The organism is Bernardetia sp. (genome assembly GCF_020630935.1).
Classification (GTDB): Bacteria; Bacteroidota; Bacteroidia; order Cytophagales; family Bernardetiaceae; genus Bernardetia.
The window spans coordinates 1-26,994 of record NZ_JAHDIG010000037.1 but is presented as its reverse complement, the minus strand read 5'-3'; the positions used below and the strand labels follow the sequence as shown (position 1 = coordinate 26,994).

Below are 26,994 nucleotides of genomic sequence, written 5' to 3'. Positions count from 1 at the left end.
AGATAGAGTACACTATCTATTTTTTTTAGCCTTTCCTCTGTGTAAAGCTCAATGAAATTATCTAACACTTGTAAAAGTGTAATGACAATTACAATTATACTCTACGACGTTTTGGAGGACGACAACCATTGTGAGGAAGAGGAGTTACATCTTTGATAGCTGTAATATCAATACCTACACTATGAATTGTACGAATAGCTGCCTCACGACCAGAACCTGGTCCTTTGACAAATACTTCTACTTTACGAAGACCCAAGTCATACGCTTTTTGAGCGCAATCACGAGCTGCAGTTTGAGCTGCATAAGGAGTGTTCTTTTTAGAACCTCTAAAGCCCATTTTACCTGCTGTTGCCCAAGTGATAACTTGACCTGCTTCGTTAGTCATAGAAATAATAACGTTGTTGAAAGATGCTTTGATGTGGGCTTGCCCTACTGCACCAACTTTCACTACTCGTTTTTTGGCTTTGTCTTTACGCTTTTGTGCCATAAGTTTTTACTTTTAAGCTGCTTCTGAAAATATATCACTAAAGATATAATTTTCTCCACTAGACTTTTTCTTAAAATAAGAGTTATTATTTCTTTTTGTTTGCCACTGTTTTTGGTTTTCCTTTACGAGTACGTGCATTTGTTTGAGTACGCTGTCCTCTTACAGGAAGTCCTTTACGATGGCGCAAACCACGATAACAACCGATGTCCATCAAACGCTTGATGTTAAGTTGTATTTCGGATTTTAGTTCACCTTCTACTTTGAAGTTTTCGCCGATATATTCACGAATAGCTTTTGCTTCATCGTCTGACCAATCTTTAGCTTTTTTGCTGTGATCAACTCCTGCTGCATCCAAAATCTCTGCTGCACGAGTATTTCCAATACCAAAGATGTATGTCAAACTGATGACTCCACGCTTATTATCTGGAATATCGACACCTTGAATCCTTGCCATATTAGCTGAATAATTCTAAGTGATGATTAAATTAATATAAAAAGGTTACGAAATTTTTGAAATAAACTTTTTTATTTCAATCTATCTATTCCAAAAAAAACAAAATTAACCTTGACGCTGCTTAAAGCGAGGGTTTTTCTTGTTGATAACGTAAACTTTTCCATTGCGACGTACGATTTTACAATCTGCACTACGCTTTTTTACGGAAGCTCTAACTTTCATAGTTGAAAAGTTTATTTATATATAAAGAAAAAAGAACATCGCCTCTAGTTTTTGTTTTAATCAGCAACAATTAATTTACAAAACTAAAAACGACCTACATTTTATTTGTAGCGATATACGATACGGGCTTTTGTTAAATCATACGGAGACATTTCCAACTTTACTTTATCTCCTGGAAGAATTTTGATATAGTTCATACGCATTTTTCCAGAGATATGAGCTGTTACTTCGTGTCCGTTTTGAAGTTCAACACGAAACATTGCATTTGATAATGCTTCTGATACTGTTCCGTCTTGTTCGATGCTATCTTGTTTAGCCATAAGATTAAACTTAAAATTTAGATTATAATTTAAATAAATACTGAAGTATTAGAATTTAGATAATAAATAGAAGATTAAAATAATTGATTCTTTAAAACAATTAGATATATCTATTTAATAGAGGCAGAACAAAACTATTTAATAAAAAACCAATCTTTTTTAAGAAATAAGAATTATTTTTTCTAAATTCAGCACTTTCATTTTTATCGCAAAAGTATAAATTAAAGCCTAAATTTTGTTGTCCACCCGCTTTTTAACGAACTGCAAAGTTAAGATTTATTTTTGAGTTATACAAAAAATCTATAAAAATAAAAATTTATTTCTCTTCTTTTTTAGCTTTAGATGTTTTTGTAGTTGTTTTCTTAGTTTTTGCTGGAGCTTTTTCTTCGGTCTTTGCTTTTGTAGCTTTTTTTGTTGTTTTCTTTGGCTTTTTTTCCTTGCTATCTTTGGCTGTTGTTTCAGCTTCTACCATAGCATCTACTTTCTCTTCTACCTTTTTTGCCTTCTTCTTATCTTTTGGCTTTGCTTCCATTTTAGAGATAGTAACTGGCTCTTCTGGATTTTCCTCTAGCTTGTCTTGGCTTTCCTCTCTTTGTTCTACAACAGCTTTTTCATCTTCTTCGTCCTCTTCTTTTTGAGCTGGGTCTATAAGTTCTGGAGCATGTTCTGCCAAAATATTATACCACATTACGAGCTTTTTAATGTCAGAAGTATAAACACGGTCTTTGTCCCATTCTGGCAAAATATCATTCAGAAGCCCTTTAAGTGCTTTGTTGTCTGATGTTTTTACATCTAAGTTGAGCGCATATTTGTCATATATCTTATGAAACACATCTTGCAAAGGCACAGAACCTTCTTCAGTAGTTGTGTAGATAGAAATTTCTTTCAAAATAGAAATACGATGACTTGCATCTGCCATAATTTTGGAGCGACCTCCTCCAATAGCTTCAATGATTACTCCGTTACGAGTAGGTTTGAGAATTTGATAAAGTCCTGGTTTGCCCGAAATAACGGCTACTTCTTTAAGTTTCATATATAATTAATGAACAATTGAAAATTGAAAATTGAAAATTTGGTTAATATAGATTTCTACTTTTTTATCAATATAAAAAATAGGTACTATAAAAATTTAGCCTATAAATAAACGCTTTTTGTTGTCTAAAATTTTGTTTAAAATAAAAAAGATAGCGTTTTCTTGTACACAACACAAGAGCGCAAAAATAATAAAAATAAAATAATTTTCTGATTTCGTTTTGTGTTACTTCTTAGGTCGCTGTGTTTTTCTTTTAGAATTTGTCTGCGAAGATGTTTTTTTACCTCTTTTTTTAAATTCTGTTTTTGAGTTGGGAAATGGTACAGTGTGTTTAGATTTTGTTGCTTTTTTCTTCTTTGTAGATGAAGATGGTATTATTGAAATGGCAACTTCCTTTGTCTGATTTTTTTCGTTTGACTTTTTCTTCGTTTCTATTTTTTCTACCTCTGTAGTGTTTTGCTGTTCTTCTGTTTGTTCTTTTACCTCTTCTAAAACTGTTTTATCTACCTTTATAGGCTGGATTTTGGCAAATTTTTCTTTTAAAGCCTTATTATATTTCTCTATATAGTTCAAAATATCTTCTGTTCCTTCATTTTTCACAGAAGAAGTAATAAAATGAGGTGGTAGGGCTTCCCAACCCGATTTCAAAACCATTTCGTAACGTTCTAAAGATGCCACGATTTTACTATTGTTGAGTTTATCAGATTTAGTAAAAATGATAGCAAATGGAATCTGATTTTCTCCCAACCATTCTAAAAACTGTAAATCTATTGGTTGTGGTTCGTGCCTTATATCTACCAAAACAAACGTTATTACCAAGTTTTCTCGCTCTGCCAAATATTCTGTAATCAAGCCTTCAAAATCTCTGCGTTGCGACTTACTCACTCTAGCCCAGCCATAACCAGGTAAATCTACCAAATACCAACTTTCATTTATAAGAAAATGATTTATAAGTTGTGTCTTTCCTGGAGTAGATGAGGTTTTGGCAAGATTGCCATGATTCGTCATGGCATTGATAAGCGATGACTTACCTACGTTGGAACGTCCAATAAAAGCATATTCGGGAAGATGAGGCGACGGACAAGTCTTTACAGAAGGGTTACTCTCTAAAAATTTGGCAGTATTGACTTGCATAATATTTTAATAGATAATAATTGAAATAGATAATAAATAGAAGAACAAAGTTCGCCAATTTTATATTCATGGACAAAAATTAAAAAGCCATTCCCCCAAAAGAGAATGGCTTTTTAATAGATTGAAAGCTGTTTTTTGCTTAAAACAAAGCTATTAGAAACCCTATAAAAATGCCTACCCAAAGAATATCCATAAAGTGCCAATAGATAGTAAGGAGTTGTAGCTTTACTTTTTCATAAGGATTAGTAACTGTAATGAGAACCTGAACAGCATCATCAGCTGTGTCTGTGTACTGATTGGTAAGATAGGCTGTATAAATAAGTCCTCCCATTAGGTGTATCATGTGAAAAGCAGAGATGATATAGAGATAAGAACCAGCTGTTTTTCCTTCCAAATAGATTTTGTTTTGGTGAAGTTCGTATCCTCCAATAATTTGTAGAGAAAGAAAAACAATACCTAATCCGAATACAGTTAATAAATTATTCCTTAATTTTTTAAAATTGTCTTTATAAAACTCTTGACGTGCTTTTTCCAAGAAAAAACTACTGCTTACAATAGCTACCGTACTGATAAAAAAGGCATAAGGAAACTGAATTGGATGTGTAACTGATTTTATCAGTGATTCATTGAAAAAGAGTAGCATCAAAAGTGTAAATGCCATAAAGATTCCCATCACTCCCAAATACATCATCATGACGTAAGGGTGTTGTTGCTCCATCTTTTCAAGAGTAGTTTTTTTCTCTCTTATATTGGTTTTTTCTTGCTGTTGCATAAAAACACTAGCTATTTTTTTATTACAAGAAAAGATAAATAATAGTATGTCTTTGTCTTGTAAGTTGGTGGATTGTCTGTATATTTTGGTAGTTATTGAGCAAACTTGAACAAAGTTTTGCTATGAATGTATAATAAATTATAACACGTATTTGTTCAAATAAACTTCACAACGAAGATACAATTTTTTCACTAAAAAAACGAAGCAAACAGCTTGATTTTTAAGGAGTTTAAAATATGAGCTGTACCTTTTAATCGTTTTTCACTAAAAAACATAAACATGCTGTGAAGCCTACATAACTTGATTGTACTCTTTCTATTAACAGAGACACGCAAAGTTGGTTTTGAGTTGCTTCAAAAAAAACTAAAATATATAAAAAGTTAGCTCAACTTCATTCCCATTACCAAAACATCATCTATTTGTTTATGACTACCTTTCCACCTTTCAAAAACATCTGCCATTCGTTTTTCCTGTTCTGGCATTGGCAAATGAGAAATTTCTAAAAGAAGCTCTCTAAAACGCTTTGTCATAAACTTTCTACTATCTTTTCCACCAAACTGGTCTTGATAACCATCCGAAGCAAGATAAATAGTTGTTTCAGTAGTGAGATTGATAGTATGAGGAGTATAAATTCGCTCCCTTGAAACAGTTCCACCTACTGGGATTTTATCTGCTTTGATAGTTTGTAGTTCTTCATTTTGAATAAAATAAAGTGGATTCATTGCTCCTGCATAATGAAGTTGATTTTGAGCTTTGTTCCAAACAACGATGGCAATGTCCATTCCGTCTCGGTTGTCGGATTTGCTTTGTTTTAGAGCTGAAAAAATATAATTGTGTAAATGTGTTAGTATAAGTTCTGGAGAAGTGAGTTTTTGCTGAAAAACAGCGTCTGAAAGTCCACTACTTCCTAGCATAGACATAAATGCCCCTGGAACTCCATGTCCTGTACAATCAGCTACTGCAATGATAATTTTATCTTCTACTTTTTCTATCCAGTAAAAATCGCCACTGACAATATCACGAGGTTGATAAAAAATAAAATGCTTTGGAATTTGCTGTTTTACACGCTCTTCCATTGGTAAAAGGGCTGTCTGAATGCGCTTTGCATAATTGATACTAGAAACAATATTTTTATTCTGCTCCTCAATTTGCTGATTTTTAGTATCTAACTGGTCTCTTTGCTGTACAATTTCTTCATTTTGTTGTTGAAGTTCAGTATTTACTTGCATTATTTGGTCGGTACGCTCACGAACCATATTTTCCAAGTGTTCATTTTGCTTTCTTAGGCGATGCGTGTAAAGACGTGTAGAGCCAAAAATAATTCCTGCACCGAAAACAAAATATAATACGAATGCAAGTGTGGTTCTGTGCCAAGGTGGTAATACCTCAAACTGATAAGTAGCTTCTGTACTTTCTTGCCCTAAATAGTTTTTAGCTTTTACTTTGAAAGTGTATTTTCCTTCTTTGAGATTGTTGTATTCTTTGACGTTTAGGCTTGTCCATTCTGACCATTTTTCATCTAAGCCTTCTAAGAAATAAGCAAACTGTATTTGCTTTTCCTCAATAAAAAATGGTGAAGCGACGTTAAAAGCAATCGCATTATTATCAAAAGTCAGAGAAAGTAAGTCTTCTTTAGGCTGATTTGCTAAGACGATATTTAATGTTGAATCATTATCCAATTTTTGAGTTTGAACAAAATTACCATCAAAGATAACAGAATCTTTTCCAATTTTGATTTGACGAATATAGGTATTGAAATTTTCTTGACTAGCACTCGTAATTTCTGATTTTGACATATCAGCTCTCAAAACACCTACACTTGTGCTTACCCACACTATATTTTTGTCATCTGGGTCTGAGTAAATGCCTCTTACAACATATTTGCCTAGAGACTGCTCTAAAAAATTATCTCTTTGGTAGCCCTTCTCTGTTTTACGAAACACTCTTACAAAAAACTCTTGCGCTTTAAAAAGCCAAATAGAACCTAAGCTATCTCTTGCCATAATCAAATTTTCATCACTATATGGAGATATAACTTGACTTAGCTCTGGATAATATGTTTTTTTATACTCTGAGTCTAACTTGAATGTAGAGTCAAGGCTACCATTATATAATAAAAATTCTCCATCATAGTAACCTACATAACTACTATCATAAGGTAAAATAGTTACTTCTTCAGTAGGTAAATCTATTTTAAAAGGACGTCTTCTTTCTCTTGTTACAGACCAAATATCTCCCTGTATTATGCTTGTAACACCTCCTATTATTTGTGTTTCTTTTAATGATTCTATAGGCTGTATCTGTGTTTGGTTTTCCTCATAATTGATATATCCAATACCTCCAAATAATGTCCAAACATATATCTTATTAGGTTGGGATATATGATTTGCTACCCCTCTAATTCTAAATTGAGTCCCTGCTTGAAGAATGTATTTTACTTTCCAACCTCCTGTATCGTTTCTCACAATTTCATACACCCCATTGATATTTCCAACAAATAAATGCTTTTTATCATCTTCTAGGGTTAGTATTCCAGCAATATGATTTTCTATATTAGTGCCTTCAACAGGCTTCCAAAGATTATCTTTTTCATCTAAATATAATAAATTGCTTATTGTGGCAGCAAAGTAGGTGTTTTGAAATTTAATAATATTATCAGTCGTACTTCCCAAAACTCCTTCTCGTTTTGTCCAAACACTAATGGGTGCATTGATGTCTATTTTATTAATGCCATTGTAAAGTCCTGCCCAAAGTTGATTTTGCTGGTCTTGTGTAGTTACCATTACAATATCATCATTCAAACCCTCAGCAGTAGATATATTTTTGATTATTTTTCCTTCTTTATTAAGAATAAACAGTCCCTTTCTTACTGTTCCAACAGCAATATTTCCATTGTTGAGCTGGTGAAAGTTAAGGGCTTGTGCAGTACTAATTATTTGTGCTTCATTAGGGGAAAGCAGTGGTTTGGTTTCTTTTGTTTTTATATCATATACCCAAAGATTATCAAAGACTGTTAGAATTAAAAATTTATCCTTCCCAAGCTCTTCAATTTGATAAGGTCCTTGTTGTGAAGTAATAGTAATGGTAATAGAATCTGTTTGTATACCCTCAAAGTCATAAACCGTAATTTTTCCTTCTTCTTGTGATTGAAAAATTCTTTGTGGAGTTATGAATATACGTTTTTGACTAGGCAGTTCAAATTTTTGTGGTTGTAGCTCGCCATTTTCAAACTTATAAACTTGACTGATTCCATCAAATATATTAGGAGTAGAACTTGTAAGTATAAAATATATTTCTTCGTTAGCTTGGTGTAGTCTAATTTGTACTCGTCCACTTTGTCTAATAGAATCTGGTAAATTAAAATTTATTGGCATCACTTCCCAAGCTCCTGTTTTAGTATTTGGACGTAGATAAGATGCACAAGTTAAAAACATATCTACAAAGAAAATATTTCCATTTTTATCTTCTTTTATAGTATTGACATACTGACAAGGCACAGGAATTTTATTCCAAGATACTCCATCGTATTCCAAAATACTTCCATCAGTAGAGCTTACATATAAAAAACCTCTTTTACTCTGCATGACTGCACGAATATCAGGAGCTCCATTGTAGTCGGATGGATTAAAAACTTCCATTGGAGGTGTTCCCTCTTGTGCAAAAGTAGGAGAGACAAATAATAATAATAAAGTAAGTAGTAAGTAGTGTTTATATTTCATTCCGTTTGCTGGTAAAATCTGATGAGGCAATTTTATTTTTATCTGAAAGCAGAGTAAAAAAATGCTTTTACTAAATTTACTTGTTTAGTATCTCAATCAGAAATATAATTACAGATAAACTAATTGTTTTTGAGTGATTTAAGATATTTTGATAAAATGATAAGAAATTACAAATATTCCTTAATCAAATCGTCTAGTTTGTCCTGTCCATCTAAAATAAGCTCTGCAAACTCCCTAAATGCACCTTCTCCTCCTTTTCTTTCTGTGATGTAATCTACCCTCTTGACTACTTCACTCATAGCATCTTTGGGAGCAGCACTCAGTCCACAGCGCATCAAGATAGGTAAGTCTATCCAATCATCCCCGATATAGGCTATATTTTCAGGGTTTACTATGTTGTCCTTTAAAATAGTCTGAAATGTTGTTAGTTTAGCATTTTTACCTCCTTTTCCGTGATAATGAAAATCAAAATTAAGTTCTTCTAACCTTTTCTTAACTACTTCGGAGGTTCTGCCAGTAATTGCTCCCACCTTAAAACCTAACTTTTGAAGAGGCTTAATGATAAAACCATCTTTTACATTGAAGTGCTTGTATTCTAAAAAATTGTCATCATAAATAATTTTTCCATCTGTCATTACACCATCTATATCAGTGAGAATGATTTTAATATTTTGTATTTTTTGTTTTAGAGAATTATCCATTTTTATTTGATATTTTTTAAAGTAGATTAAAAGAAAAATCCGTGTTTAGACATTAACAAACACGGATTTTTTTGAATAAAGAATACTTTTAGTCGTCATCTTCTTCTGTTGCTGCTTGTTCGCTTTCAAACTCAATTTCTTTTAAAAGATAAGATGTTTGGTTATCCATTTTTATTAGCTCTACTTCTTCTTTGTATTTCTTGCCATTACGAGTTACATCTACAGTAAGTTGTACTGCTTTCGTTCCATCAGCTAGAGTTTCTAATTCTACTGTCTGCACAGCATATTTTTCAATAGCTCCCTTAGATTCTTCCTCTTTTTTCAAGAGAGCAAGCCACTCTTTATCTGAGAAGTTGGGATAATTTTCTTTATCTACCAATGCTAATGTATTTTCATACAAACCTTCTTTTTGAAGTCTATAAAGTTCGATTGCTTGATTGGTAGCTTCTTGTTTTTCAGCATAATCTAAATTTTCTTGCTCAGTATTGGCTTCTGCATTGACTACTTGCTGAATTTCTGTATCTGCTGATGTATTTTCAGTTGTTGGTGTTCCACAGGCATAGAAAGACAAAGGAACAGCAACTATGAGTGATTTTAAAAACAATGATTTCATAATCTAAAGGGGTTTGATTAGTAGTTTTGATGAACTAAAATGAAATTTAAGGAATAAAATCAGAACTCTAACCAAGAAAAGCATTCTTTTCGATGTATTTTTGCAAAAAATAGATTTGTATTTTACAATAAAAAAAATAAAGTTATAAAACTATGGGAAGATTATTAGCCATTGATTATGGGCAAAAACGAGTAGGACTCGCCGTTTCAGACAATGATAAAATTATTGCAACAGCACTAGAAACAGTAGCTGAAAATGAGGTGTTAGATTATTTAAAGGAGTATGTAGAAAAAGAAAATGTAGAAATTTTTGTATTGGGAATGCCTAAAAGACTAGACAACTCACCTTCTAGCAATGCAGCAGCCGTAGAAAAATTTCAAAAGAAATTAGAAACCATTTTCCCAGACATTCCTATTTCTTTGGAAGACGAACGTTTTACTTCTTCGCTTGCCTTAGATGCAATGATTAGTGGAGGAATGAGTAAAAAAAATCGTCGTAATAAAGCTAATGTAGATAAAATAAGTGCCGTTTTGATTTTACAGACCTATATGGAGAGAACACAAAGCTATTAAATGAATTTTAGGGAAAGCACTTAGTCTTAATACTTTCCCTAAGACTATTGTGATACGTTTAGATGAGTACTAATCTAACTCTGCTCTTGAAAACAAATCCTGTATGAGTTTTTCATTTTCACAGGCTTCTTTAAACTTCAAACTAAACTCTTTTAGAGCTTCTTTATCAGAGGAGTAGGCACAATACATACTCCCCTCAGGGTCAAAACGTATAACTTCTGTCCACTCAGGTTGCTTTTCTTCTAAAAATACTCGTGCCAACGAAGCCCAATCGTAGCCACCACCTTCAAATCCTTCATCAGCTCGTGTCTCAAAAATTTCTGTTTTGTATTCTCCTACAGTCAAACAAACTGATGCACTTGTTTCGTGGTCTGTCCAAAAAAATGGCTTTATTTTATTTTCGAAATCTGTATTTTCCATAGCTATTAAAAATTTTGTTTGGTATGATTAATTTTCATAAAACTAATATTTTTTCTGTTCTAATAAAATCAAATCACTTTAGCAAAAGCAAGGACTCATAAACTCTAATTCAATTTCAATGTTAATTTGTCTGAAAACTCACTATATTTTCGTTACTTTCGTGTTACAATAGTGTTTTAAGTATGCACCTTAGTAGGTTAAATAAAGGAAACAAAAATCAATTCAATATTTTCAATGAAATTTCAGACCATCTTCAAACTTACTTTTTTCTTCTTTCTCTCAATTACCATAACTTCTCTCTCGTCTTGTTCTGGCGAAAAAGATGCAGAAAAAACCTTCTCATACAGAGATTTTCTTCCTCCTTCGAAGGGTGGACGTGGTGAAATTTTACTCCAAATGGATTCTAGTAAATGGGAAGGCGATTTAGGAGCTGCTGTTCGTGAACTCTATATGGCTCCTATGCCTGGATTTCCACAACCAGCAGAACCTATTTTCAAGCTCTACCACGCTGCTCCCAAAAAAGTCAATGATTTGCTAGAAGAATACCATTCTATTTTTGTGATTTTGTCATTGGAAAGCAAAACAATAGATAGTGATATTTTACGTAAAAAATTCTCAAAAGAAAGCCTAGATAGAATTGCAGCCGATACAACACCTTATCTTATTGTAAAAAAAGATGTAAATGCTAAAAATCAGCAAGTGGTTTATTTGATAGGAAAAGATGATGAGCAGCTTATCAAACACCTACAAGCAAATGAAGAAAAATTAAGAGAAATTTTCTATAAAACCGAACGTCGTCGCTCTTATTTAGTCGCTTTTAGAGGTGGAGAACAGACAGGTAGAATGGAACGTTACCAAAAAGAACACGGTTTCAAAATAAGTATTCCACAAGGCTATCAAGAGGCTAAAGATATAAATGAGCAGGATTCAGGTTTTGTATTTCTAAGAATGATAGACAATGCAAACGGACGAGACCGAAATGTTTTTGTAGCCTATAAACCTTATACCTCACAAAAACAGCTGAGTGCTGATAGCGTTTTGGCGTGGCGAAGAGAGCTTGGCGAAGCCTACATGAAAGACCCAGATAGAGGTTCGTATATGACAGACCAAACAGATGTAATTCCTTATTTTTCACAGGAAATTAATTTCAAAGGAAGCTATGCTATAGAAATTCGTGCGCTTTGGAAACTTACTTCAAATACTTCTGGAGGTCCTTTCTTAGGATATTTGATTGTAGATGAGACTAAAAACAGACTCTACTACATTGAAGGTTTTATTTATGCTCCTACACACAAAAAGCGTGATTACATTCGTGAAGTAGAAAGCATCTTATGGACATTTGAACCATAGTTTAGTGATTAGTGGTTAAATTATAAGTTGTAAGTGAAATGCTAAAATAGTTATTTCATTAGAAAATTATGTAATTCCAATTAGTAGTTAATCATTACAAACTAATCATTGAATCTATGCCTCATTCTCAAAAACACAGAGGAGCAAATCCAAAAGACCATGCTGCTTTTGCTACAAAACATATAGAAAATCTTCAGCAAGCTGTTTCTGATTTGTCGTGGCTGCTTTCTAAAGAGTATTCTCCAAAAGCATCTCTAAAACTGGTAGGAGATAAATTTTATCTTACCGACCGTCAGAGAAAAGCCATTCAATCGGCAAGTTCGGATGAACAAAGTTTAAGATTAAGAAAAGATAAAGAGATTAGTATTGATGATGATTTTAAAAAGCTAAACTCTACTTTGGTTATTGATGGTTATAACTTACTTATCACAACAGAGTGTGCACTTTCGGGCGCACCTCTTTTTATTGGTTTGGATGACTGCTTGCGTGACATTGCCAGTATCCACTCTACTTACCGAAAGGTAGAAGAAACTTTGCCAGCCTTAGAACTTATAGGAAAAGTCATTGAAGAATTAGAGATAAATGATATAATATGGATTTTAGATGCTCCGATTTCAAATAGTGGTAGGCTAAAGAAAATAATAGAAGAGTTGGCAGAAGAAAAACAATGGAATTGGAAAGTAGTTTTGGAAAAACAAGCTGATAAATCCATCGTGGAATTAAGCGAAAAAGAAAACCACGTTGTAGCTTCTTGCGATGCTTGGATTACTATAAATGCTTCAAGGTGGACAAATCTATGTAGTTTTATTGTAGAAAGTTACGTTCCCTCTGCTTGGATTGTAGATTTGAGAAAATGATAAACATCAATTTTCAAAAAAAACATTTTTCTATACCACTTTTCTGTAAATTTGTAGCATAATAAAATTTACACGTCATTTTTCATTTGCTATGAATATCATTTTTTTTGATTCTGCTTCACTCCGAACTCACTTACTACCTTTTACATTTACTCGTCCTGTAGCTGACTTGCGTGTCGGTATTCTGACAATTAAAGAAAAATTTGAAACTTATTTCAATCAGTATCTTAAAAATACAGGTCATTCAGATACTCCAAATCATACATTTTCATTTCTAACGCAAAGCTACTTACAAGAGAAGTTTCCAATTTCATTTGGAGGAGACGAGAACCTATACATCAATGGAGCTACCTTACCAACACTAGATTTTTTTCAAAAAATAGATACTCTTCAGTCAGAAACAGCTATTTTCTCAGATAATGCAGAAGGAACTCAGCTCATTGCTTTCAAGACAAAAGAGCAGTTTAAAGACGTAGAAAAATTTTATGACTACGCTCTAAAAGTGGCAAAACAAAGTACCGAAAAAATAAATATTCAATACTTACAAAGAACGTGGGATATTTTCAGAAACAACAAACAAGAAATTGAAAAAGACTTTGATTTAATTACTACAGGACGCACAAGCCAAATTGTTACAGATAAAAATACTGTTTTATATAATGAAGAACGCATTTTTATAGAAGAAGGAGCAAGCATAAAATGTGCTGTTTTGAATGCAGAAAAAGGAGCGATTTATATTGGAAAAAATGCAAGTGTTGAGGAAGGTGCAATTATTCGTGGCTCGTTTGCGCTTGGTGAAGGTTCAGTTATCAATACAAATTCAAATATGAGAGGTGACACCACCATTGGAAAGTTTTGCAAAGTAGGTGGAGAGGTCAGCAACTGTGTATTTTTTGGATATTCTAATAAAGGACACGACGGTTTCTTAGGAAATGCCGTTATTGGAGAATGGTGTAATTTAGGCGCAGCTACCAACTGTTCTAACCTAAAAAACAACTATGGAACAGTCAGAATTTGGAATTACTCAGAAGAAAATTATGAAAAAACAGAGCTTCAATTTTGTGGACTTCTGATGGGTGACCATAGCAAATCTGGAATCTGTACGATGTTCAATACAGCGACTGTTGTAGGAACAGGAGCAAATGTTTTTGGAGAAGGTTTTCCTCCTAAGTTTATCCCGTCATTTGCATGGGGCAATGGAAACCATCAAACCAAATTTGTAACCACACACATTGATGCACTTTTCAAAACAGCCGAAAGAATGATGAGCCGTAGAGATGTAGAATTTACAGAAGTAGAAAAAAGATTATTAACAAAAGTATTTGAAGAAACTGATAATTATAGATTTTGGGAATCAAATCCAATGTTTAGTTAATTATAAATAGTTAATGGTTAGTGATAAATTAATTATGAACGATAAATATAGGGTAAAGGATTGCCTTTGACAGTAAGAGATAAATAAAAAAGAAATTGAAAAAACTGGTTACTGATTACTGGTAACTACTAACTGATTAAAGAATGACTTTCGAAGATTTTAAATTAAACAGACAACTCCTCAACGCCATTGAAGAAGCAGGGTATGAAAAACCTAGTCCGATTCAAGAAAAGGCAATTCCTTTGCTTTTGGCTGGACATGATGTTATTGGCGTAGCACAGACAGGAACAGGAAAAACGGCTGCTTTTATGTTGCCTCTCTTGATGAAACTCAAATATGCACAAGGAAATGAGCCTCGTGCCTTAATTCTTGCCCCTACTCGTGAGCTTGTCATGCAGATTTACGAACACTTCGAAATGCTTAGTAAATATACAGATTTGCGTGCCGTAGCATTATATGGAGGAAGTGGAAGCATAAAAAGGCAGTTGGAGCAAGTAAGGGAAGGGATGGATTTGATTATCGCTACTCCAGGAAGGCTTTTAGATATTTATCAGAGAAATGAACTGAATCTAAGAAAAATTAAGACGATGATAATGGATGAGGCAGACCGTATTTTGGATATGGGTTTTCAGCCACAAATTAATCGTTTGTTGGAAATTATTTCTAGTAAAAAACGCCAAAATGCTCTTTTTTCAGCGACAATGCCAGAGAAAGTCGTCAAACTAACAGAAGACTTTTTAGAGTTTCCAGAAGAAATAAATATCTCTCCAGTTGCTGTTACTGCCGAAACAGTAGAACAAAGATATTATGAAGTTCCTAATTTCCGAACCAAAATCAATCTTTTAGAACACCTTTTGGAAGACAAAGAGAGCTTTCATAAAGTGATTGTCTTTACTCGTACAAAAGAAGTAGCTAATAATGTGTATAAATTTCTGACAAGAAAAGTAGATGAGAGTGTACGTGTAATCCATAGCAATAAAGACCAAAATGCACGAAGCAATGCTTTTGATGATTTTAAAAAAGAGAATATCCGTATTTTGGTGGCAACAGATGTGGCTGCAAGAGGATTAGATGTGAGTGATGTAAGTCACGTTATTAATTTTGAAGTTCCGAAACAATACGACGATTATGTACACAGAATTGGACGTACAGGACGAGCAGAGAAAGAAGGAATTGCCATTACGTTTGCCAACGTTTTAGATGTTCATCACCTTAGAAAAATTGAAAAACTAATTGGAAAAAAAATTCCACAAGAACGCATTCCGACAGTCGTAGATATTACACAAACGCCTTTTGAGGAAAATCAGAAACTTCTTCGTGCATTAGACTTTATCAGACAGCGAGAAGACCCTAACTACAAAGGAGCGTTCCACCACAAAAAACGCTATCAAGACCCTAAAAATAAAGACAAGAAAAAAAATAGAAGTTCATCAAACAGAAAACCTAAGAAGAAAAGATGAGATTTTATTTTACAAGTATAAATGGAAAAGCTTTTTTAATAATTCTATACTGATTATCATCTTCATCAACTTGATAAAGTATGGCTTTGTCTCCTTGTCCTTTTCTGATTAATAGGACATTAGATTCAATTATACTACCTATTTTAGTTCTGTCTAATTTTATGATACTGTCCTGTTTTGAGTATCTTCCTCTATAAATCTCTATAGAGTTATTTTGTGTGAATAAATATGTGCTGTCTTGTCTTAGCTCTAAGCATAGATTGAACCCACTACTAACATGAGAAAACTTCATAACAACAGGCGAGTTATCAACTTTTTTAATCTTTGAATAATTAAGTAGTTAACTGGTATAATTTTGTTATTTTCAAAAGCTAGTGCAATTTTATAAAAAGTTGAATTTTAACTTTGTCAAGGGTCTTTTCGAAGAAAAAAACAGATCTTGACAATAGTCTTTATAAACTAAATTGTACTACTCAACTACTTAATAGCAGTATAGATACAAACGCCTGTTATTAAAAGTGTGACGAGAATATAGTATAATTTTCTTCTATTTCTTTTCCTAATACCCATATAAGCAATTACTCCTACCATTAGAATAAAAAATATAACAGATATAACTAAGAACAAATTGTCGAAAATACTTACTTCATTAAGAGTATCAGATAAAAGTTCATTAAAGTTATACCCTAAAGAGAACAGAATAACAAACTCTGCTATGTCTTGTAAAACCTTGTCTATATAATTCATAACTGAAAGCTAAAGTTTTATTTTAAAAATAAAAAAACCGTTTGAAATATTATAAATTTCAAACGGTTTTTCTGTATTTAACTAATAATTAATTGCTTACAATTAATCACTAAAAAGACTAACCTTGCTCTAATGCTTCTGCTCCACCAACGATTTCCAAAATCTCTTTAGTAATGTTAGCTTGTCTAGCACGGTTATAACTTAGTTTCAATTCTTTCAAAAGCTCACCTGCATTTTCAGTTGCTTTGTCCATAGCTGTCATACGTGCGCCTTGTTCAGCAGCGTTTGATTCCAAAATTTTGCTATAAAACTGTGTTTTCAAAGATTGTGGAATAAGATCTGCCAAAATTTCTTTCTTATCTGGCTCAAATACGTAATCTACGCTTTTGTTAAACTCTTCTTTCTTATCAAGAGAAGGCTTAGTAGAAGTTTCGTTTTCAGTAGGAGGAGTGATTGGCAAAAACTGTTCTGTTCTTACAATCTGAGTAGCAACGTTTTTAAATTCATTATAAACAATAACTACTTTATCATAATTTCCTTCTACAAAATGCTCCATTGCATATTCTGCTGCCTTACGCACATCGTCAAAAGAAAGCTCTTTTGTAGAGAAAATACCAGCATAATCTTTTACCATTTTTGCATTACGACGGCTAAAATGGTCTAAAGCACGCTTGCCGATAGGCATAATGGTTACGTTTCCTAAAGAGTTCTGACGGCTATATGTACGAGTAAGTAAATTCTGAACAGCACGAAGAATATAGGTATTGAATGCTCCACAAAGTCCTTTATCAGAAGTAATTGCAACAATCAAGATTTTTTCTTCTGGACGTACTTCGCTATACTTGCTTTCAAAATCATCTCCAACAAGAGAAGCTGTTACATTTTGCAAAATCTGACTCAATTTTTGAGCATAAGGACGCATTTGCAACATACGGTTTTGAGCTCGGCGCAACTTTGCAGCAGCTACCATTTTCATTGCTTTTGTAATCTGTTGCGTAGATTTTACAGATACAATCCTTCCACGAACTTCTTTTAAATTTGGCATAGTATGTTTTGAAGGCTTTTAATAAATGGACAATTGAAAATGGATAATGAATAAATTAGTGGATTTCAATCGTCAATTATATATAAAGATGCTGCTGATATTTTTTACAATATCAGCAAGCATATTTTTTATTTTCAATTATAAAATTGTTAATTATCAATTAACTAAATTATGCTTTTGCAGTAATATTATATGTTTTAGCAACTTCTTTAGCAACTTTTGCAAGAACATCAGTTTGCTCTGGAGTATATTTTCCTGCACGAAGCTCGTCTAATGTTTTTCTGTGATTCTGCTCCAAAATGCTCAAGTAACTTTGCTCGTACTCTTTCATTTTTTCAGTAGGAACATTATCAGTAATACCATTAGTAGTAGCATAGATAATAGCAACTTGCTTCTCAACTTCTACTGGAGAGAACTGCTTTTGCTTCAACATTTCCGTATTTCTACGTCCACGCTCAATAACGAGCTTAGTAGCTGCATCAAGGTCAGAACCAAATTTTGCAAAGGCTTCTAATTCTCTAAATTGTGCTTGGTCTAGTTTCAATGTACCAGAAACTTTCTTCATTGACTTAATCTGAGCCGAACCACCTACACGAGATACAGAAATACCTACGTTAATTGCTGGACGTACACCAGAGTTAAATAAGTTAGTTTCCAAGAATATCTGACCGTCTGTAATCGAAATTACGTTGGTTGGAATATAAGCTGAAACGTCACCTGCTTGTGTTTCAATAATTGGAAGAGCTGTAAGTGAACCACCACCTCTTACGACACCTGCTTTTTTCAAAGACTCTGGAAGGTCATTCATATCTTGTGCAATGCTATCGTCATTGATAACTTTTGCAGCACGCTCCAACAAACGAGAGTGAAGATAGAATACATCACCTGGATATGCCTCACGCCCTGGAGGACGACGAAGAAGAAGAGAAACTTCACGATAAGCAACTGCTTGCTTAGAAAGGTCATCATAAACTACCAATGCAGGACGACCTGTATCACGGAAATATTCTCCGATTGCAGCACCAGCAAATGGAGCAAAGAATTGCATTGGAGCAGGGTCAGATGCAGAAGCCGAAACAACAACTGTATAAGCCATAGCACCATAACGCTCTAATGAAGCTACGATACCAGCCACAGTAGAGGCTTTCTGTCCGATAGCTACATAGATACAGAAAACTGGCTCTCCTTTGTCATAAAATTCTTTTTGGTTGATGATAGCATCAATTGCCACAGCAGTTTTACCTGTCTGACGGTCGCCAATGATAAGCTCACGCTGACCACGACCAATTGGAATCATCGCATCAATCGCCTTGATACCTGTTTGAAGAGGCTCAGTTACAGGCTCACGATAAATTACACCTGGTGCTTTACGCTCTAATGGCATTTCGTAGAGTTCTCCTTCGATAGCTCCTTTACCATCAATAGGATTTCCAAGCGTGTCTACAACACGTCCTACCATACCATCACCTACTTTGAGTGATGCAATACGTCCAGTAGATTTAACAGAATCGCCTTCACCTACGTTAGTATAATCTCCAAAGAGTACAGCACCTACATTATCTTCTTCAAGGTTCAAGACCATTCCAGTCAAGCCATTATTGAATTCGATAAGCTCGCCAGCACGAGCGTTTGTAAGTCCGTAGATACGAGCAACACCATCACCTACTTGAAGTACAGTTCCTACTTCTTCTAGTTGAGCGTCTGTTTTAGCGTTAGAGAGTTGTTCTCTTAAAATTGCTGAAACTTCATCAGGTCTGACCATTTATTCGTGAGTTTAACAGTTACGATTGAATTTTATTTTTTATCAAGTGCAAAGGTACAAAATTTCTATAAAAAAATGTCCTTTCGTCTTTTATATAACCGTCAACGAGATTAAAACCGTCGTTGAGGATTCTGATTTTTTTTATTTTACTAAAGTTTGCTCTAGCTTTTGAAGACGTGTCCTAACAGAATCATCAATCTGTTTGCCTTCAATATTTAAGATAAAACCTCCAATAAGACTTTTATCTACTTTTTCTTTAAGTTCTACACTGTCTTTTCCAGAAAGCTGCTTTACTTTTTGCTTAAATGAAGCACGAAGCTCTTCAGTCAATTCAAAAGGAGTAACCACTTCTGCCATTTCAATTCCTTTCTTAGAATTGTAAAGTAGGTGGAATTGCTTTGCTGTTTCAAAAAGTTCTGCTTCACGTCCCTTTTTAACAACAAGCGTAAAGAATTTCTTTGTCAAATCGTTGCTATTTCCAAAAAGAGAATTTAGAATAGATAGTTTCTTAGAAGAATTGATAATCGGACTTTTGAGCAAAAGTTCTAACTCTCTACTTCCTTCAACGGTATCTTTGATAGCTACCATATCGTTATGGACTTCTTCTAAAATAGAGTGTTCATCAGCCAAACTAAATACCGATTTGGCATAACGAGAAGCAACACGAATATCTGACATAATACTTTTTAATTAATAATTGAAAATGAATAATTGAAAATTAGCTAGATTAGCTTTAGTTGAAGAATTATATAAATGAATTTCATTGTTAATTTTCAACTGTCAATTATCAATTAACTTGAACGTCTTTCAAATAATTTTCTACAAGTTGTTTTTGAGTAGCTTCGTTAGCTAACTGCTCTTTTACTAATTTCTCTGCAATTTCTAAAGAAAGTTTTGCTACTTGATTTTTAACATCAGCCATAGCATTTTTCTTTTGCGTATCAATTTCACGCTTTGCATCTTCCAAAATACGATTGTATTCAGCAGTTGCTTTTTCACGAGCTTCTTCTTCTAATTTAGCTGCTGTTTGGCGTGTTTCTTTCATCATTTGCTCACGCTCAACACGTCCTTCTTGACGGATTTTTTCAATCTCGCCTTCTAAATCAGCCTTTGCCATACGTGCAGCTTCGGCAGCTTTTAGAGCCTCTTCGATAGAACGCTCACGGTCTGAAAGTGCTTTTGTGATAGTAGGCCAAACAAACTTACCTAATACCAAAACGAGCAAGATAAAGATTAGTCCTGTCCAAAAAATAAGACCAACATTAGGCGTAATAAGTGGATTGAGTTGGAGAAGCATAATGATAAATATATATGAGTTCTTAAATTAAATTCTTTTTGGTGTATTACCTGTAAAGACACAAGCAATAAAATAGTTGTAATAAATTTCTTTTTATAGGGTTGAGTTGCAGTTAATAAATAGAGCAGTAACAACTAATTTGTTACTGCTCTATTTTATATATCTTACTTCCAGCCACCGATAAGGAATGAAACTACGATAGCAAAAAGAGCTGCACCTTCAATAAGGGCTGCTGCAATAATCATTGCAGTTTGGATTTGTCCTAATTTCTCAGGCTGACGAGCCATTGCTTCCATAGCACGACCACCAACTTGACCAATACCAAGACCAGCACCCAAAACAGCTAAACCAGCACCAAGACCACCACCGATAGCAGCATAAGCAGAATAATCAGCAACAGCTTGTAATAACATAGCGATAAATGCGAACATAAAATCTAAATTTAAAAGGGTATAAAAAGAAAATTTATATATGAATTAATAATTGAAAATATATAATTAACAAGTACTAATTTTCTAAACTGCGAATACGTTTTTTATAGTAATTAAATTTTAACTACTTGCTCCAAAACCTACCGTTTTGTGAGCTTTAAACCTATTCTAAATTTATCCGAATACTGTTAGAATTGTAGAATATAGATTTTAGAATAAAATATAAAACTACTTTTCTAATAAAGTCCTTCAAGCAACTGTATTTCAACTGATTACTGGTTACTAAAAAACTGGTTACTGATTCTTAGTGATGGTCGTCTGCCACAGCTTGTCCGATAAAGAGAGCTGTAAGAAGTGTAAAGATATAAGCCTGCAAAAGAGCAACAAATAACTCCAAACACATCATTAAGAATACGAAAGGAACGATAGGCACACCCAAAATATAGTTTTTGAATATGAATATAATTCCGATAAGTGCTAAAATGATAGTGTGTCCTGCTGTAATGTTAGCAAACAAACGAATCATAAGAGCGATTGGCTTTGTAAAGATACCAATAAGTTCTACTGGAATCATGATTAACAAAAGTGGAATCGGCACACCTGGCATTGCAAAAATGTGTTTCCAATAATGTTTGTTTCCAGAAATATTTGTAATAAGAAGCGTAAGAGCTGCTAATGTCATTGTAAAGGCAATGTTTCCAGAAGTATTTGCACCTGTTGGAAGTAAGCCTAAAAGGTTATTGAACCAAATAAAGAAAAACAAGGTCAATAAGTAAGGGAAATATTTTTTGTATTTATGCTCTCCAATGTTTGGAATAGCAAGGTCATCACGAAGATAAACAATAATTGGTTCAAAGAACGATTGAATACCTTTTGGAGCTTGTCCTTCACGTTTTTTGTAAGAACCAGCAATTGTAAATCCGATAATGAGAAGTAATAATGCAGCAATCATCATTGAAGCTACATTTTTTGTGATAGATAAGTCTAATGGGTGTACATCTTCTAAGATATTGCCTTGAGCATCTACCACTTTTACGTGTTCGTGTTCTAAGATATAATTGTTACTTCCCTTTGTTACAACAGGAAGTTCTGTATCGTGTGCTGTTTTGTCGTTAGCAGAAACAATTTTCTTTACTGGAGCGTGATGAAATTCACTAGATAAAAATACATCAAGTTGCCCATTTGTATAAACTATAATTGGAAGAGGAAGAGATACGTGATGTTCTGCACCATCTTCTCCTATATTAGTGTAAAAATGCCATTCGTGAGCGTCAAGAATGTGGTGGTTTATCATCTCTGTGATTTTAAACTCTCCATCTTCTTTTACATGCTCTATTTCTGTGTTTGTTTTTTCTTGTGCAAAAGCAGAGAAAGTAAAAACAGAAAGTAAAATGCTCAAGAAAGCAATTTTTGAAAACTGGACAGAAGGTAAAATAATGTTCTTCACTTGATTCTGTATTAGTGTAATTTATAATTTACGCTGAAAATAATTTCTTTTCTAACTAAACTTTTTGCAGATTCAGTTCTATTATTCTGAATTGCGCTGCAAGTTAGGCAACAATGCACGAATTTCAAATAATAAATAACCAAAATATAGAAAAAGCATCACAAAAGCGAGAACAATTAATTGAGATTGAGTAATCGAATCTCCACTAATCATCATATAAGCGAGCAAACTAGCAGCACTTACAAGCATTCTGACCATTTTAGAAACCATCATGGCATATCCAAAATTTTCTGTCCCTAAAAAACGCAATGTGAGCAGTCCTGTAATCCAATATAGAAGTGTAATTCCAATATAAATCTTCCACACTTGAGGTAGATAATATTGAGGAGTAAAAAACTGATACGCCAACATACAAAGAAGCATTACGAGCGCAAATCCACCAAACTTAAGATGGTATTGGCGAGTTATTTTTTCCTTTGTAGAATTAGACAATCCGTTTTCTGACACTTTCTTGAATCTATTAGATGAAATTCAATAAGGCATATCCTTATTTTGGTGCAAAAGTACGGACTATCCTATTTAAAAGCAAACAAAAATATAAAGTATTTTTAACGAATTGCTACTGTTACCTACTTTGTCTGAAAATCTGAAACGTTTTTTTAGTTTCTCAGTTCAAATAGACATAAAACTCATTTTTTTATAACTACATTTTTTGAATCGTTTTACTTTTATGAAAAAAATATTAATTACAGGAGGTTCTGGACTTGTCGGAACTCGTCTTACAGAACTTTTATTAGCAAGTGGAAACTATGAAGTAATGCACCTTAGCCGTTCTGGCAGTCATATCCCAGGCGTTACAGTGTATGAATGGGATGTAGAAGCAGGAGAAATGGAAGAAGAAGCTATTCGCAACGCTGATGTTGTAATTCATTTAGCAGGAACAGGAATTATGGATAAAGCTTGGATAGATTCTCAAAAAGAAAAAATCTTAGAAAGTCGAACACTCTCCACAGCACTTTTAGTAGAAAAACTAACTGTGCTTGACCATAACGTCAAAACATACATTGGAGCTTCTGCCATTGGTTATTATGGAATTGAGCAAAGTGACCAAACTACACTCAAACACGAGGAAAGCCCAGCAGGCAGCGATTTTTTAGCACAAGTTTGTTTAGAATGGGAAAATGCACATGCAGAAGTCCCTTCAAATATTCGCTCGTCGATTATTCGCATCGGAATTGTTTTGAGTGATAAAGGTGGCGCACTTGTAGAAATGGCAAAACCTGTCAAAGCGTGGGCTGGTGCAGCGTTGGGAGACGGAAATCAAGTTGTTTCTTGGATTCATATAGACGACCTTTGCAGAATTTTCATAAAAGCGATTGAAGATGAAAATATGAGTGGGGTTTATAATGCTGTCGCTCCAAACCCTGTTACCAATGCCGAACTAACACGCATTATTGCCAATACATTAGACAAACCTTTATTTTTACCAAATGTCCCAGAGCCAGCTATGTATTTACTCTTAGGGCAACAAGCAGAATCTGTTTTAAGAAGTATAAAAGCAAGCGAAGACAAAATTGTAAAAGCAGGATTTGATTTTGATTTCACAGACGCTCAAAAAGCTGTGGATGATTTGTATAGCTAAACAAAAACAATCAAACGATAAAAAATAGGCTAATTTTCACTACCTTCTGCCTATGAAAAAACAATATTTCAACAAATACACACTTCTACTGGCTTTTTTGGCTGTAGGAGTGTGGAGTTTTTATTTTTGGCAGAAAAAGGAAAATCAAGAGTTGGTTGAGGAAACGCAAGCTATTATTATTGATTTCCACGAAAAAAGTAGAATCATAAAACAAGACAATAATGAAAAGTTTCTTCGAAGGGTAAAATCAAGTTGGCTTGACTCCATTGGATTTATGCGTCATTATCCCAAATCAACTCTCAAAGAAGATTTTTATAAAAACGTTCCTGAAGAATACATCCTTTACTTGAAATACATTAATGAATTTGAAAATGAATTTTTCTACTCAAAAAGATATGATACAAAATTTAAATACAACAATGAACATAGAAAAGAACTCTTATCAAACATAGAAAAACACTTTCAAAATGTCACTAACCATCCAAGCATAGAAAAAACAGGCTATCATAAAGTAGATTGGGAGGAAACAGATGATGAATCTATTTGGTTCGATTTAGTTCAGCAGAGAAGTGAAATAATACAGATAATAGATTCTATATTTGAACAAAGCAGAAAACAATTTCCTACCTCTTATTCTTCCAATAATTTTGAGGGATACTCTACTCTAATTCCAAATTATGAAAACCAAAGCATGCTCATAAAAGCATATTGGTTTCCGTCTGATACCAAGTATTATTCTGATTACGGTAAAAAAAATAGAATGGGACTAGTTCCTAAAGATTTTAAGTTTCAAGATTCTATCTATGATCCATTCAGTAACCCTAAGTTGCTTTATACTTTCTATGAGGCTGGAGATACTATTATTTACCCTATTCCTTTAGCAAAAGAAGCTAAAGAAATAGAAGCAGAACATGAAGGTCTTTCAATTCCTTTTAAGGTTATACCTAATCAAAATTCGGATGAAAAATAATATCATAAATAGCATACTAGCTCTGCTCTTCTGTGTAGGACTGTATTTTATTGTAGTTGAGCATTTTAAAATAAATCAGTATAAAAAACTAAAAAATGAATACGCCTTAAAATATATTAACCTACAACTTGATATTTCGAAAAATCTCAATGCGTATATGGACAGTTATATTGTAGATTCTAGAGATTTTAATGAACCATACTCTTTCACTCTTTTAAAAAAAATTCATAAACGGGACAGACACAATATTGAAACAGCAAAAACTCTCTATGCTTTAGATTCAATTGTTTTAAATGACCCATTAGGAAAAAACTGGGCTAGGAATAAAAATAAAATACGTTTTATTTTTTTTAAAGTAACAAATGCTGATGATTCTCTAAAACTTAAGGGCAATATACATCATAGCATACCATACGATTTGAATGAAATCTTTGAGAAGGATAAATTGACTTTTTTCGAATGGAGTTTGTTGTTAGAGTTATCTATTCACTACAAAGATATTCTAAAAAGCAGAATGAGTGGCTTTTGTATATGCTTCTCTTCATACCAAATAATGTATATTCCTTCTAAACAAATCGTAAAAGCAGGAGATACAATTTCAATAGACTTAGTAAACTACATTGGTCAAGATTTTATTCCCCAAACATATAATTTTACTTCCAATTATGATAAATTTCTGATTCTTGAAAGTGGATATAATGGTTGTCGTTATTGTGGAGAACAAGCAAATTACTTTCTGGTTCAAGAATACCAAATCCCATTTTCAGAAATCAAAAAAGATGAAAAATGGAGAAGTGTCTTCTATTTCAGAAACGATAAATTAGAACAAGACTCTGTTGTTTTGGAAAGAGAACTTGATTTTTGAGACTAACAACAATCTCAAAATTGCAAATATCAGTAAAATTCACTTACTTTGTGTTAAATAAACACGAACCATATTTTTTATCTTTCTAAACCAATTCAAGTAGTGTACAATTACCTTACCTCCGAAGCCTTAGACCAATTTATTACGCTCGCTCTCAAAGAAGATATTGCTGATGGCGACCACTCTACATTATCATCAGTTCCTAAAAATGCTCAAAAGAAAGCTCATCTGCTCATAAAAGACGATGGTATTCTAGCTGGGGTAGAACTAGCCAAACTGATTTTTGCTAAAGTAGATAAAGATTTAAAATTGGATATTTTCATAAATGATGGAGAGAAAGTCAAAAAAGGAGATATTGGTTTCATCGTAGAAGGAAATGCACAGTCTATCCTCACAGCAGAAAGGCTAGTTCTTAATTGCATGCAACGTATGAGTGGAATTGCAACACTTACAAGCCAGTTTGTAGAAGTTGTAAAAGGAACAGATACAAAGATTTTAGATACAAGAAAAACTACTCCTAATTCAAGAATCACAGAAAAATGGGCAGTCAAAATTGGTGGGGGAACAAACCATAGATACGGTCTTTTCGACATGATAATGCTCAAAGACAACCACGTTGACTACGCAGGAGGAATTTCTAATGCGATACAAGCTGCACAAAGCTATTGTAAAGAAAAAAATAAAGACTTAAAAATAGAAATCGAAACAAGAAATATAGAAGAAGTAAAACAAGTCTTAGAAGTTAGCAAACAAACAACACCAATAGACGTAATTATGCTGGATAACATGACAAATGAAAAGATGAAGGAAGCAGTCAGCATAATACAAGATTTTAACAAAACATCATCTAAATCCATAACAACTGAAGCCTCTGGAGGCATAACCTTAGAAACCATAGAAGGAGTTTCAAAAACAGGAGTAGATGCTATTTCAGTAGGCGCACTCACACACTCATACAAAAGTTTAGATATGAGCCTAAAAGCAATATAATCAAACAAAACCATAACTTATTGATAATCAACAAACAAACATTCGCAGCAAAATAAATTCTCAAAAAAAGACATTTTTTTTCACAAATAGTTTGTAAAATAAAAAATACTGTCTTACCTTTGCATCGCACTTCGGGAAAAGAACGGAGTGTTATTTGAAATCTCAAGATAAATTATATTGATTTAAAGTGAACTTTTTAATTAAGATGAAAGTTTATAAAATCAAATAAATGTTCTGAATAACAAAACTCAAACGGTTTGGTAGTTCAGTTGGTTAGAATACATGCCTGTCACGCATGGGGTCGCGGGT

Annotated in this window: 28 protein-coding genes; 9 read left to right on the top strand and 19 right to left on the bottom strand. The window is 33.4% G+C overall.

Translation table 11 applies throughout. The features are described from left to right. Window positions 1-94: 94 nt before the first annotated feature. From rpsK to QZ659_RS11530, 10 genes are all read right to left on the bottom strand, one after another. On the bottom strand, window positions 95-487 hold the full coding sequence (gene rpsK, locus QZ659_RS11575; protein ID WP_291725979.1) for a 30S ribosomal protein S11: 393 nt from the start codon (window positions 485-487) through the stop codon (window positions 95-97). An 85-nt stretch (window positions 488-572) separates the two neighbouring features. Next, window positions 573-941 carry a 30S ribosomal protein S13 gene (gene rpsM, locus QZ659_RS11570; protein ID WP_291725978.1) on the bottom strand — a complete coding sequence of 123 codons (369 nt, stop codon included), beginning with the start codon at window positions 939-941 and terminating at the stop codon, window positions 573-575. Window positions 942-1,046: 105 nt separating this feature from the next. Beyond that, window positions 1,047-1,163 (bottom strand): type B 50S ribosomal protein L36, encoded by a 117-nt coding sequence (gene ykgO / locus QZ659_RS11565; RefSeq protein ID WP_291725977.1) that lies wholly within the window; start codon window positions 1,161-1,163, stop codon window positions 1,047-1,049. Between the two features lie 101 nt (window positions 1,164-1,264). Further along, window positions 1,265-1,483, bottom strand: a complete 219-nt coding sequence (infA, locus tag QZ659_RS11560; protein ID WP_291725976.1) for a translation initiation factor IF-1 — start codon at window positions 1,481-1,483, stop codon at window positions 1,265-1,267. 316 nt (window positions 1,484-1,799) lie between these two features. Next, window positions 1,800-2,516 (bottom strand): DUF5606 domain-containing protein, encoded by a 717-nt coding sequence (locus QZ659_RS11555; RefSeq protein WP_291725975.1) that lies wholly within the window; start codon window positions 2,514-2,516, stop codon window positions 1,800-1,802. A 225-nt stretch (window positions 2,517-2,741) separates the two neighbouring features. Then, complete coding sequence (yihA, locus tag QZ659_RS11550; protein ID WP_366935865.1) at window positions 2,742-3,650, bottom strand: ribosome biogenesis GTP-binding protein YihA/YsxC; 909 nt, start codon at window positions 3,648-3,650, stop codon at window positions 2,742-2,744. 139 nt (window positions 3,651-3,789) lie between these two features. Continuing rightward, window positions 3,790-4,422, bottom strand: coding sequence for a heme-copper oxidase subunit III (locus QZ659_RS11545; RefSeq protein ID WP_291725974.1), 633 nt, complete (start codon window positions 4,420-4,422; stop codon window positions 3,790-3,792). A 380-nt stretch (window positions 4,423-4,802) separates the two neighbouring features. After that, window positions 4,803-8,141 carry a SpoIIE family protein phosphatase gene (locus QZ659_RS11540; RefSeq protein ID WP_291725973.1) on the bottom strand — a complete coding sequence of 1,113 codons (3,339 nt, stop codon included), beginning with the start codon at window positions 8,139-8,141 and terminating at the stop codon, window positions 4,803-4,805. Window positions 8,142-8,308: 167 nt separating this feature from the next. Then, window positions 8,309-8,842, bottom strand: coding sequence for a KdsC family phosphatase (locus QZ659_RS11535; protein WP_291725972.1), 534 nt, complete (start codon window positions 8,840-8,842; stop codon window positions 8,309-8,311). An 88-nt stretch (window positions 8,843-8,930) separates the two neighbouring features. After that, the gene (locus QZ659_RS11530; RefSeq protein WP_291725971.1) at window positions 8,931-9,455 is read right to left on the bottom strand and encodes a hypothetical protein; all 525 of its coding nucleotides are present in this window, start codon (window positions 9,453-9,455) and stop codon (window positions 8,931-8,933) included. A 152-nt stretch (window positions 9,456-9,607) separates the two neighbouring features. Between QZ659_RS11530 and ruvX the strand changes: the two genes are divergently transcribed. Further along, the gene (ruvX, locus tag QZ659_RS11525) at window positions 9,608-10,027 is read left to right on the top strand and encodes a Holliday junction resolvase RuvX (protein ID WP_291725970.1); all 420 of its coding nucleotides are present in this window, start codon (window positions 9,608-9,610) and stop codon (window positions 10,025-10,027) included. Window positions 10,028-10,096: 69 nt separating this feature from the next. Here the strand turns inward: ruvX and QZ659_RS11520 are convergent, their stop codons facing one another. Continuing rightward, window positions 10,097-10,447, bottom strand: a complete 351-nt coding sequence (locus QZ659_RS11520; RefSeq protein WP_291725969.1) for an immunity 51 family protein — start codon at window positions 10,445-10,447, stop codon at window positions 10,097-10,099. Window positions 10,448-10,681: 234 nt separating this feature from the next. Here QZ659_RS11520 and QZ659_RS11515 point away from each other — a divergent pair, with 234 nt between their 5' ends. The 4 genes from QZ659_RS11515 to QZ659_RS11500 all read left to right on the top strand — a co-directional run bounded on the left by QZ659_RS11515 (window position 10,682) and on the right by QZ659_RS11500 (window position 15,489). Further along, window positions 10,682-11,797 (top strand): DUF4837 family protein, encoded by a 1,116-nt coding sequence (locus QZ659_RS11515; protein ID WP_291725968.1) that lies wholly within the window; start codon window positions 10,682-10,684, stop codon window positions 11,795-11,797. Window positions 11,798-11,913: 116 nt separating this feature from the next. Next, window positions 11,914-12,654, top strand: coding sequence for a DUF434 domain-containing protein (locus tag QZ659_RS11510; RefSeq protein ID WP_291725967.1), 741 nt, complete (start codon window positions 11,914-11,916; stop codon window positions 12,652-12,654). Between the two features lie 91 nt (window positions 12,655-12,745). Further along, window positions 12,746-14,029: a putative sugar nucleotidyl transferase gene (locus tag QZ659_RS11505; RefSeq protein ID WP_291725966.1), complete on the top strand. Its 1,284-nt coding sequence runs from the start codon at window positions 12,746-12,748 to the stop codon at window positions 14,027-14,029. 143 nt (window positions 14,030-14,172) lie between these two features. After that, the gene (locus tag QZ659_RS11500) at window positions 14,173-15,489 is read left to right on the top strand and encodes a DEAD/DEAH box helicase (protein WP_291725965.1); all 1,317 of its coding nucleotides are present in this window, start codon (window positions 14,173-14,175) and stop codon (window positions 15,487-15,489) included. 4 nt (window positions 15,490-15,493) lie between these two features. Here the strand turns inward: QZ659_RS11500 and QZ659_RS11495 are convergent, their stop codons facing one another. The 8 genes from QZ659_RS11495 to QZ659_RS11460 all read right to left on the bottom strand — a co-directional run bounded on the left by QZ659_RS11495 (window position 15,494) and on the right by QZ659_RS11460 (window position 22,725). Next, window positions 15,494-15,781: a hypothetical protein gene (locus QZ659_RS11495; protein WP_291725964.1), complete on the bottom strand. Its 288-nt coding sequence runs from the start codon at window positions 15,779-15,781 to the stop codon at window positions 15,494-15,496. Between the two features lie 573 nt (window positions 15,782-16,354). Next, the gene (gene atpG, locus QZ659_RS11490) at window positions 16,355-17,281 is read right to left on the bottom strand and encodes an ATP synthase F1 subunit gamma (protein WP_291725963.1); all 927 of its coding nucleotides are present in this window, start codon (window positions 17,279-17,281) and stop codon (window positions 16,355-16,357) included. Between the two features lie 169 nt (window positions 17,282-17,450). Next, on the bottom strand, window positions 17,451-19,043 hold the full coding sequence (gene atpA, locus QZ659_RS11485) for a F0F1 ATP synthase subunit alpha (protein WP_291725962.1): 1,593 nt from the start codon (window positions 19,041-19,043) through the stop codon (window positions 17,451-17,453). A 141-nt stretch (window positions 19,044-19,184) separates the two neighbouring features. Continuing rightward, window positions 19,185-19,721 carry an ATP synthase F1 subunit delta gene (gene atpH / locus QZ659_RS11480; RefSeq protein ID WP_291725961.1) on the bottom strand — a complete coding sequence of 179 codons (537 nt, stop codon included), beginning with the start codon at window positions 19,719-19,721 and terminating at the stop codon, window positions 19,185-19,187. A 109-nt stretch (window positions 19,722-19,830) separates the two neighbouring features. Then, entirely contained in the window at window positions 19,831-20,340 is a 510-nt protein-coding gene (gene atpF, locus QZ659_RS11475; RefSeq protein WP_291725960.1) for a F0F1 ATP synthase subunit B, read from the bottom strand. A 164-nt stretch (window positions 20,341-20,504) separates the two neighbouring features. Then, on the bottom strand, window positions 20,505-20,771 hold the full coding sequence (atpE, locus tag QZ659_RS11470) for an ATP synthase F0 subunit C (protein ID WP_291725959.1): 267 nt from the start codon (window positions 20,769-20,771) through the stop codon (window positions 20,505-20,507). Between the two features lie 304 nt (window positions 20,772-21,075). Then, the gene (atpB, locus tag QZ659_RS11465; protein ID WP_291725958.1) at window positions 21,076-22,218 is read right to left on the bottom strand and encodes a F0F1 ATP synthase subunit A; all 1,143 of its coding nucleotides are present in this window, start codon (window positions 22,216-22,218) and stop codon (window positions 21,076-21,078) included. Window positions 22,219-22,299: 81 nt separating this feature from the next. Next, complete coding sequence (locus QZ659_RS11460; RefSeq protein WP_291725957.1) at window positions 22,300-22,725, bottom strand: hypothetical protein; 426 nt, start codon at window positions 22,723-22,725, stop codon at window positions 22,300-22,302. Between the two features lie 223 nt (window positions 22,726-22,948). Here QZ659_RS11460 and QZ659_RS11455 point away from each other — a divergent pair, with 223 nt between their 5' ends. The 4 genes from QZ659_RS11455 (at window position 22,949) to nadC (ending at window position 26,685) form a co-directional block, all read left to right on the top strand. Further along, window positions 22,949-23,860, top strand: a complete 912-nt coding sequence (locus QZ659_RS11455) for a TIGR01777 family oxidoreductase (protein ID WP_291725956.1) — start codon at window positions 22,949-22,951, stop codon at window positions 23,858-23,860. Window positions 23,861-23,912: 52 nt separating this feature from the next. After that, window positions 23,913-24,830 carry a hypothetical protein gene (locus QZ659_RS11450; RefSeq protein WP_291725955.1) on the top strand — a complete coding sequence of 306 codons (918 nt, stop codon included), beginning with the start codon at window positions 23,913-23,915 and terminating at the stop codon, window positions 24,828-24,830. Beyond that, window positions 24,820-25,695 carry a hypothetical protein gene (locus tag QZ659_RS11445; RefSeq protein WP_291725954.1) on the top strand — a complete coding sequence of 292 codons (876 nt, stop codon included), beginning with the start codon at window positions 24,820-24,822 and terminating at the stop codon, window positions 25,693-25,695. The genes QZ659_RS11450 and QZ659_RS11445 overlap by 11 nt, the downstream gene beginning before the upstream one ends. A gap of 102 nt (window positions 25,696-25,797) precedes the next feature. After that, on the top strand, window positions 25,798-26,685 hold the full coding sequence (gene nadC, locus QZ659_RS11440) for a carboxylating nicotinate-nucleotide diphosphorylase (RefSeq protein ID WP_291725953.1): 888 nt from the start codon (window positions 25,798-25,800) through the stop codon (window positions 26,683-26,685). The last annotated feature ends 309 nt before the right edge of the window (window positions 26,686-26,994 follow it).

Coding starts and splice junctions, on each gene's coding strand:
- rpsK (WP_291725979.1), bottom strand. CDS start 487: ATGGCACAAAAGCGTAAAGACAAAGCCAAAAAACGAGTAGTGAAAGTT.
- rpsM (WP_291725978.1), bottom strand. CDS start 941: ATGGCAAGGATTCAAGGTGTCGATATTCCAGATAATAAGCGTGGAGTC.
- ykgO (WP_291725977.1), bottom strand. CDS start 1,163: ATGAAAGTTAGAGCTTCCGTAAAAAAGCGTAGTGCAGATTGTAAAATC.
- infA (WP_291725976.1), bottom strand. CDS start 1,483: ATGGCTAAACAAGATAGCATCGAACAAGACGGAACAGTATCAGAAGCA.
- QZ659_RS11555 (WP_291725975.1), bottom strand. CDS start 2,516: ATGAAACTTAAAGAAGTAGCCGTTATTTCGGGCAAACCAGGACTTTAT.
- yihA (WP_366935865.1), bottom strand. CDS start 3,650: ATGCAAGTCAATACTGCCAAATTTTTAGAGAGTAACCCTTCTGTAAAG.
- QZ659_RS11545 (WP_291725974.1), bottom strand. CDS start 4,422: ATGCAACAGCAAGAAAAAACCAATATAAGAGAGAAAAAAACTACTCTT.
- QZ659_RS11540 (WP_291725973.1), bottom strand. CDS start 8,141: ATGAAATATAAACACTACTTACTACTTACTTTATTATTATTATTTGTC.
- QZ659_RS11535 (WP_291725972.1), bottom strand. CDS start 8,842: ATGGATAATTCTCTAAAACAAAAAATACAAAATATTAAAATCATTCTC.
- QZ659_RS11530 (WP_291725971.1), bottom strand. CDS start 9,455: ATGAAATCATTGTTTTTAAAATCACTCATAGTTGCTGTTCCTTTGTCT.
- ruvX (WP_291725970.1), top strand. CDS start 9,608: ATGGGAAGATTATTAGCCATTGATTATGGGCAAAAACGAGTAGGACTC.
- QZ659_RS11520 (WP_291725969.1), bottom strand. CDS start 10,447: ATGGAAAATACAGATTTCGAAAATAAAATAAAGCCATTTTTTTGGACA.
- QZ659_RS11515 (WP_291725968.1), top strand. CDS start 10,682: ATGAAATTTCAGACCATCTTCAAACTTACTTTTTTCTTCTTTCTCTCA.
- QZ659_RS11510 (WP_291725967.1), top strand. CDS start 11,914: ATGCCTCATTCTCAAAAACACAGAGGAGCAAATCCAAAAGACCATGCT.
- QZ659_RS11505 (WP_291725966.1), top strand. CDS start 12,746: ATGAATATCATTTTTTTTGATTCTGCTTCACTCCGAACTCACTTACTA.
- QZ659_RS11500 (WP_291725965.1), top strand. CDS start 14,173: ATGACTTTCGAAGATTTTAAATTAAACAGACAACTCCTCAACGCCATT.
- QZ659_RS11495 (WP_291725964.1), bottom strand. CDS start 15,781: ATGAAGTTTTCTCATGTTAGTAGTGGGTTCAATCTATGCTTAGAGCTA.
- atpG (WP_291725963.1), bottom strand. CDS start 17,281: ATGCCAAATTTAAAAGAAGTTCGTGGAAGGATTGTATCTGTAAAATCT.
- atpA (WP_291725962.1), bottom strand. CDS start 19,043: ATGGTCAGACCTGATGAAGTTTCAGCAATTTTAAGAGAACAACTCTCT.
- atpH (WP_291725961.1), bottom strand. CDS start 19,721: ATGTCAGATATTCGTGTTGCTTCTCGTTATGCCAAATCGGTATTTAGT.
- atpF (WP_291725960.1), bottom strand. CDS start 20,340: ATGCTTCTCCAACTCAATCCACTTATTACGCCTAATGTTGGTCTTATT.
- atpE (WP_291725959.1), bottom strand. CDS start 20,771: ATGTTCGCATTTATCGCTATGTTATTACAAGCTGTTGCTGATTATTCT.
- QZ659_RS11455 (WP_291725956.1), top strand. CDS start 22,949: ATGAAAAAAATATTAATTACAGGAGGTTCTGGACTTGTCGGAACTCGT.
- QZ659_RS11450 (WP_291725955.1), top strand. CDS start 23,913: ATGAAAAAACAATATTTCAACAAATACACACTTCTACTGGCTTTTTTG.
- QZ659_RS11445 (WP_291725954.1), top strand. CDS start 24,820: ATGAAAAATAATATCATAAATAGCATACTAGCTCTGCTCTTCTGTGTA.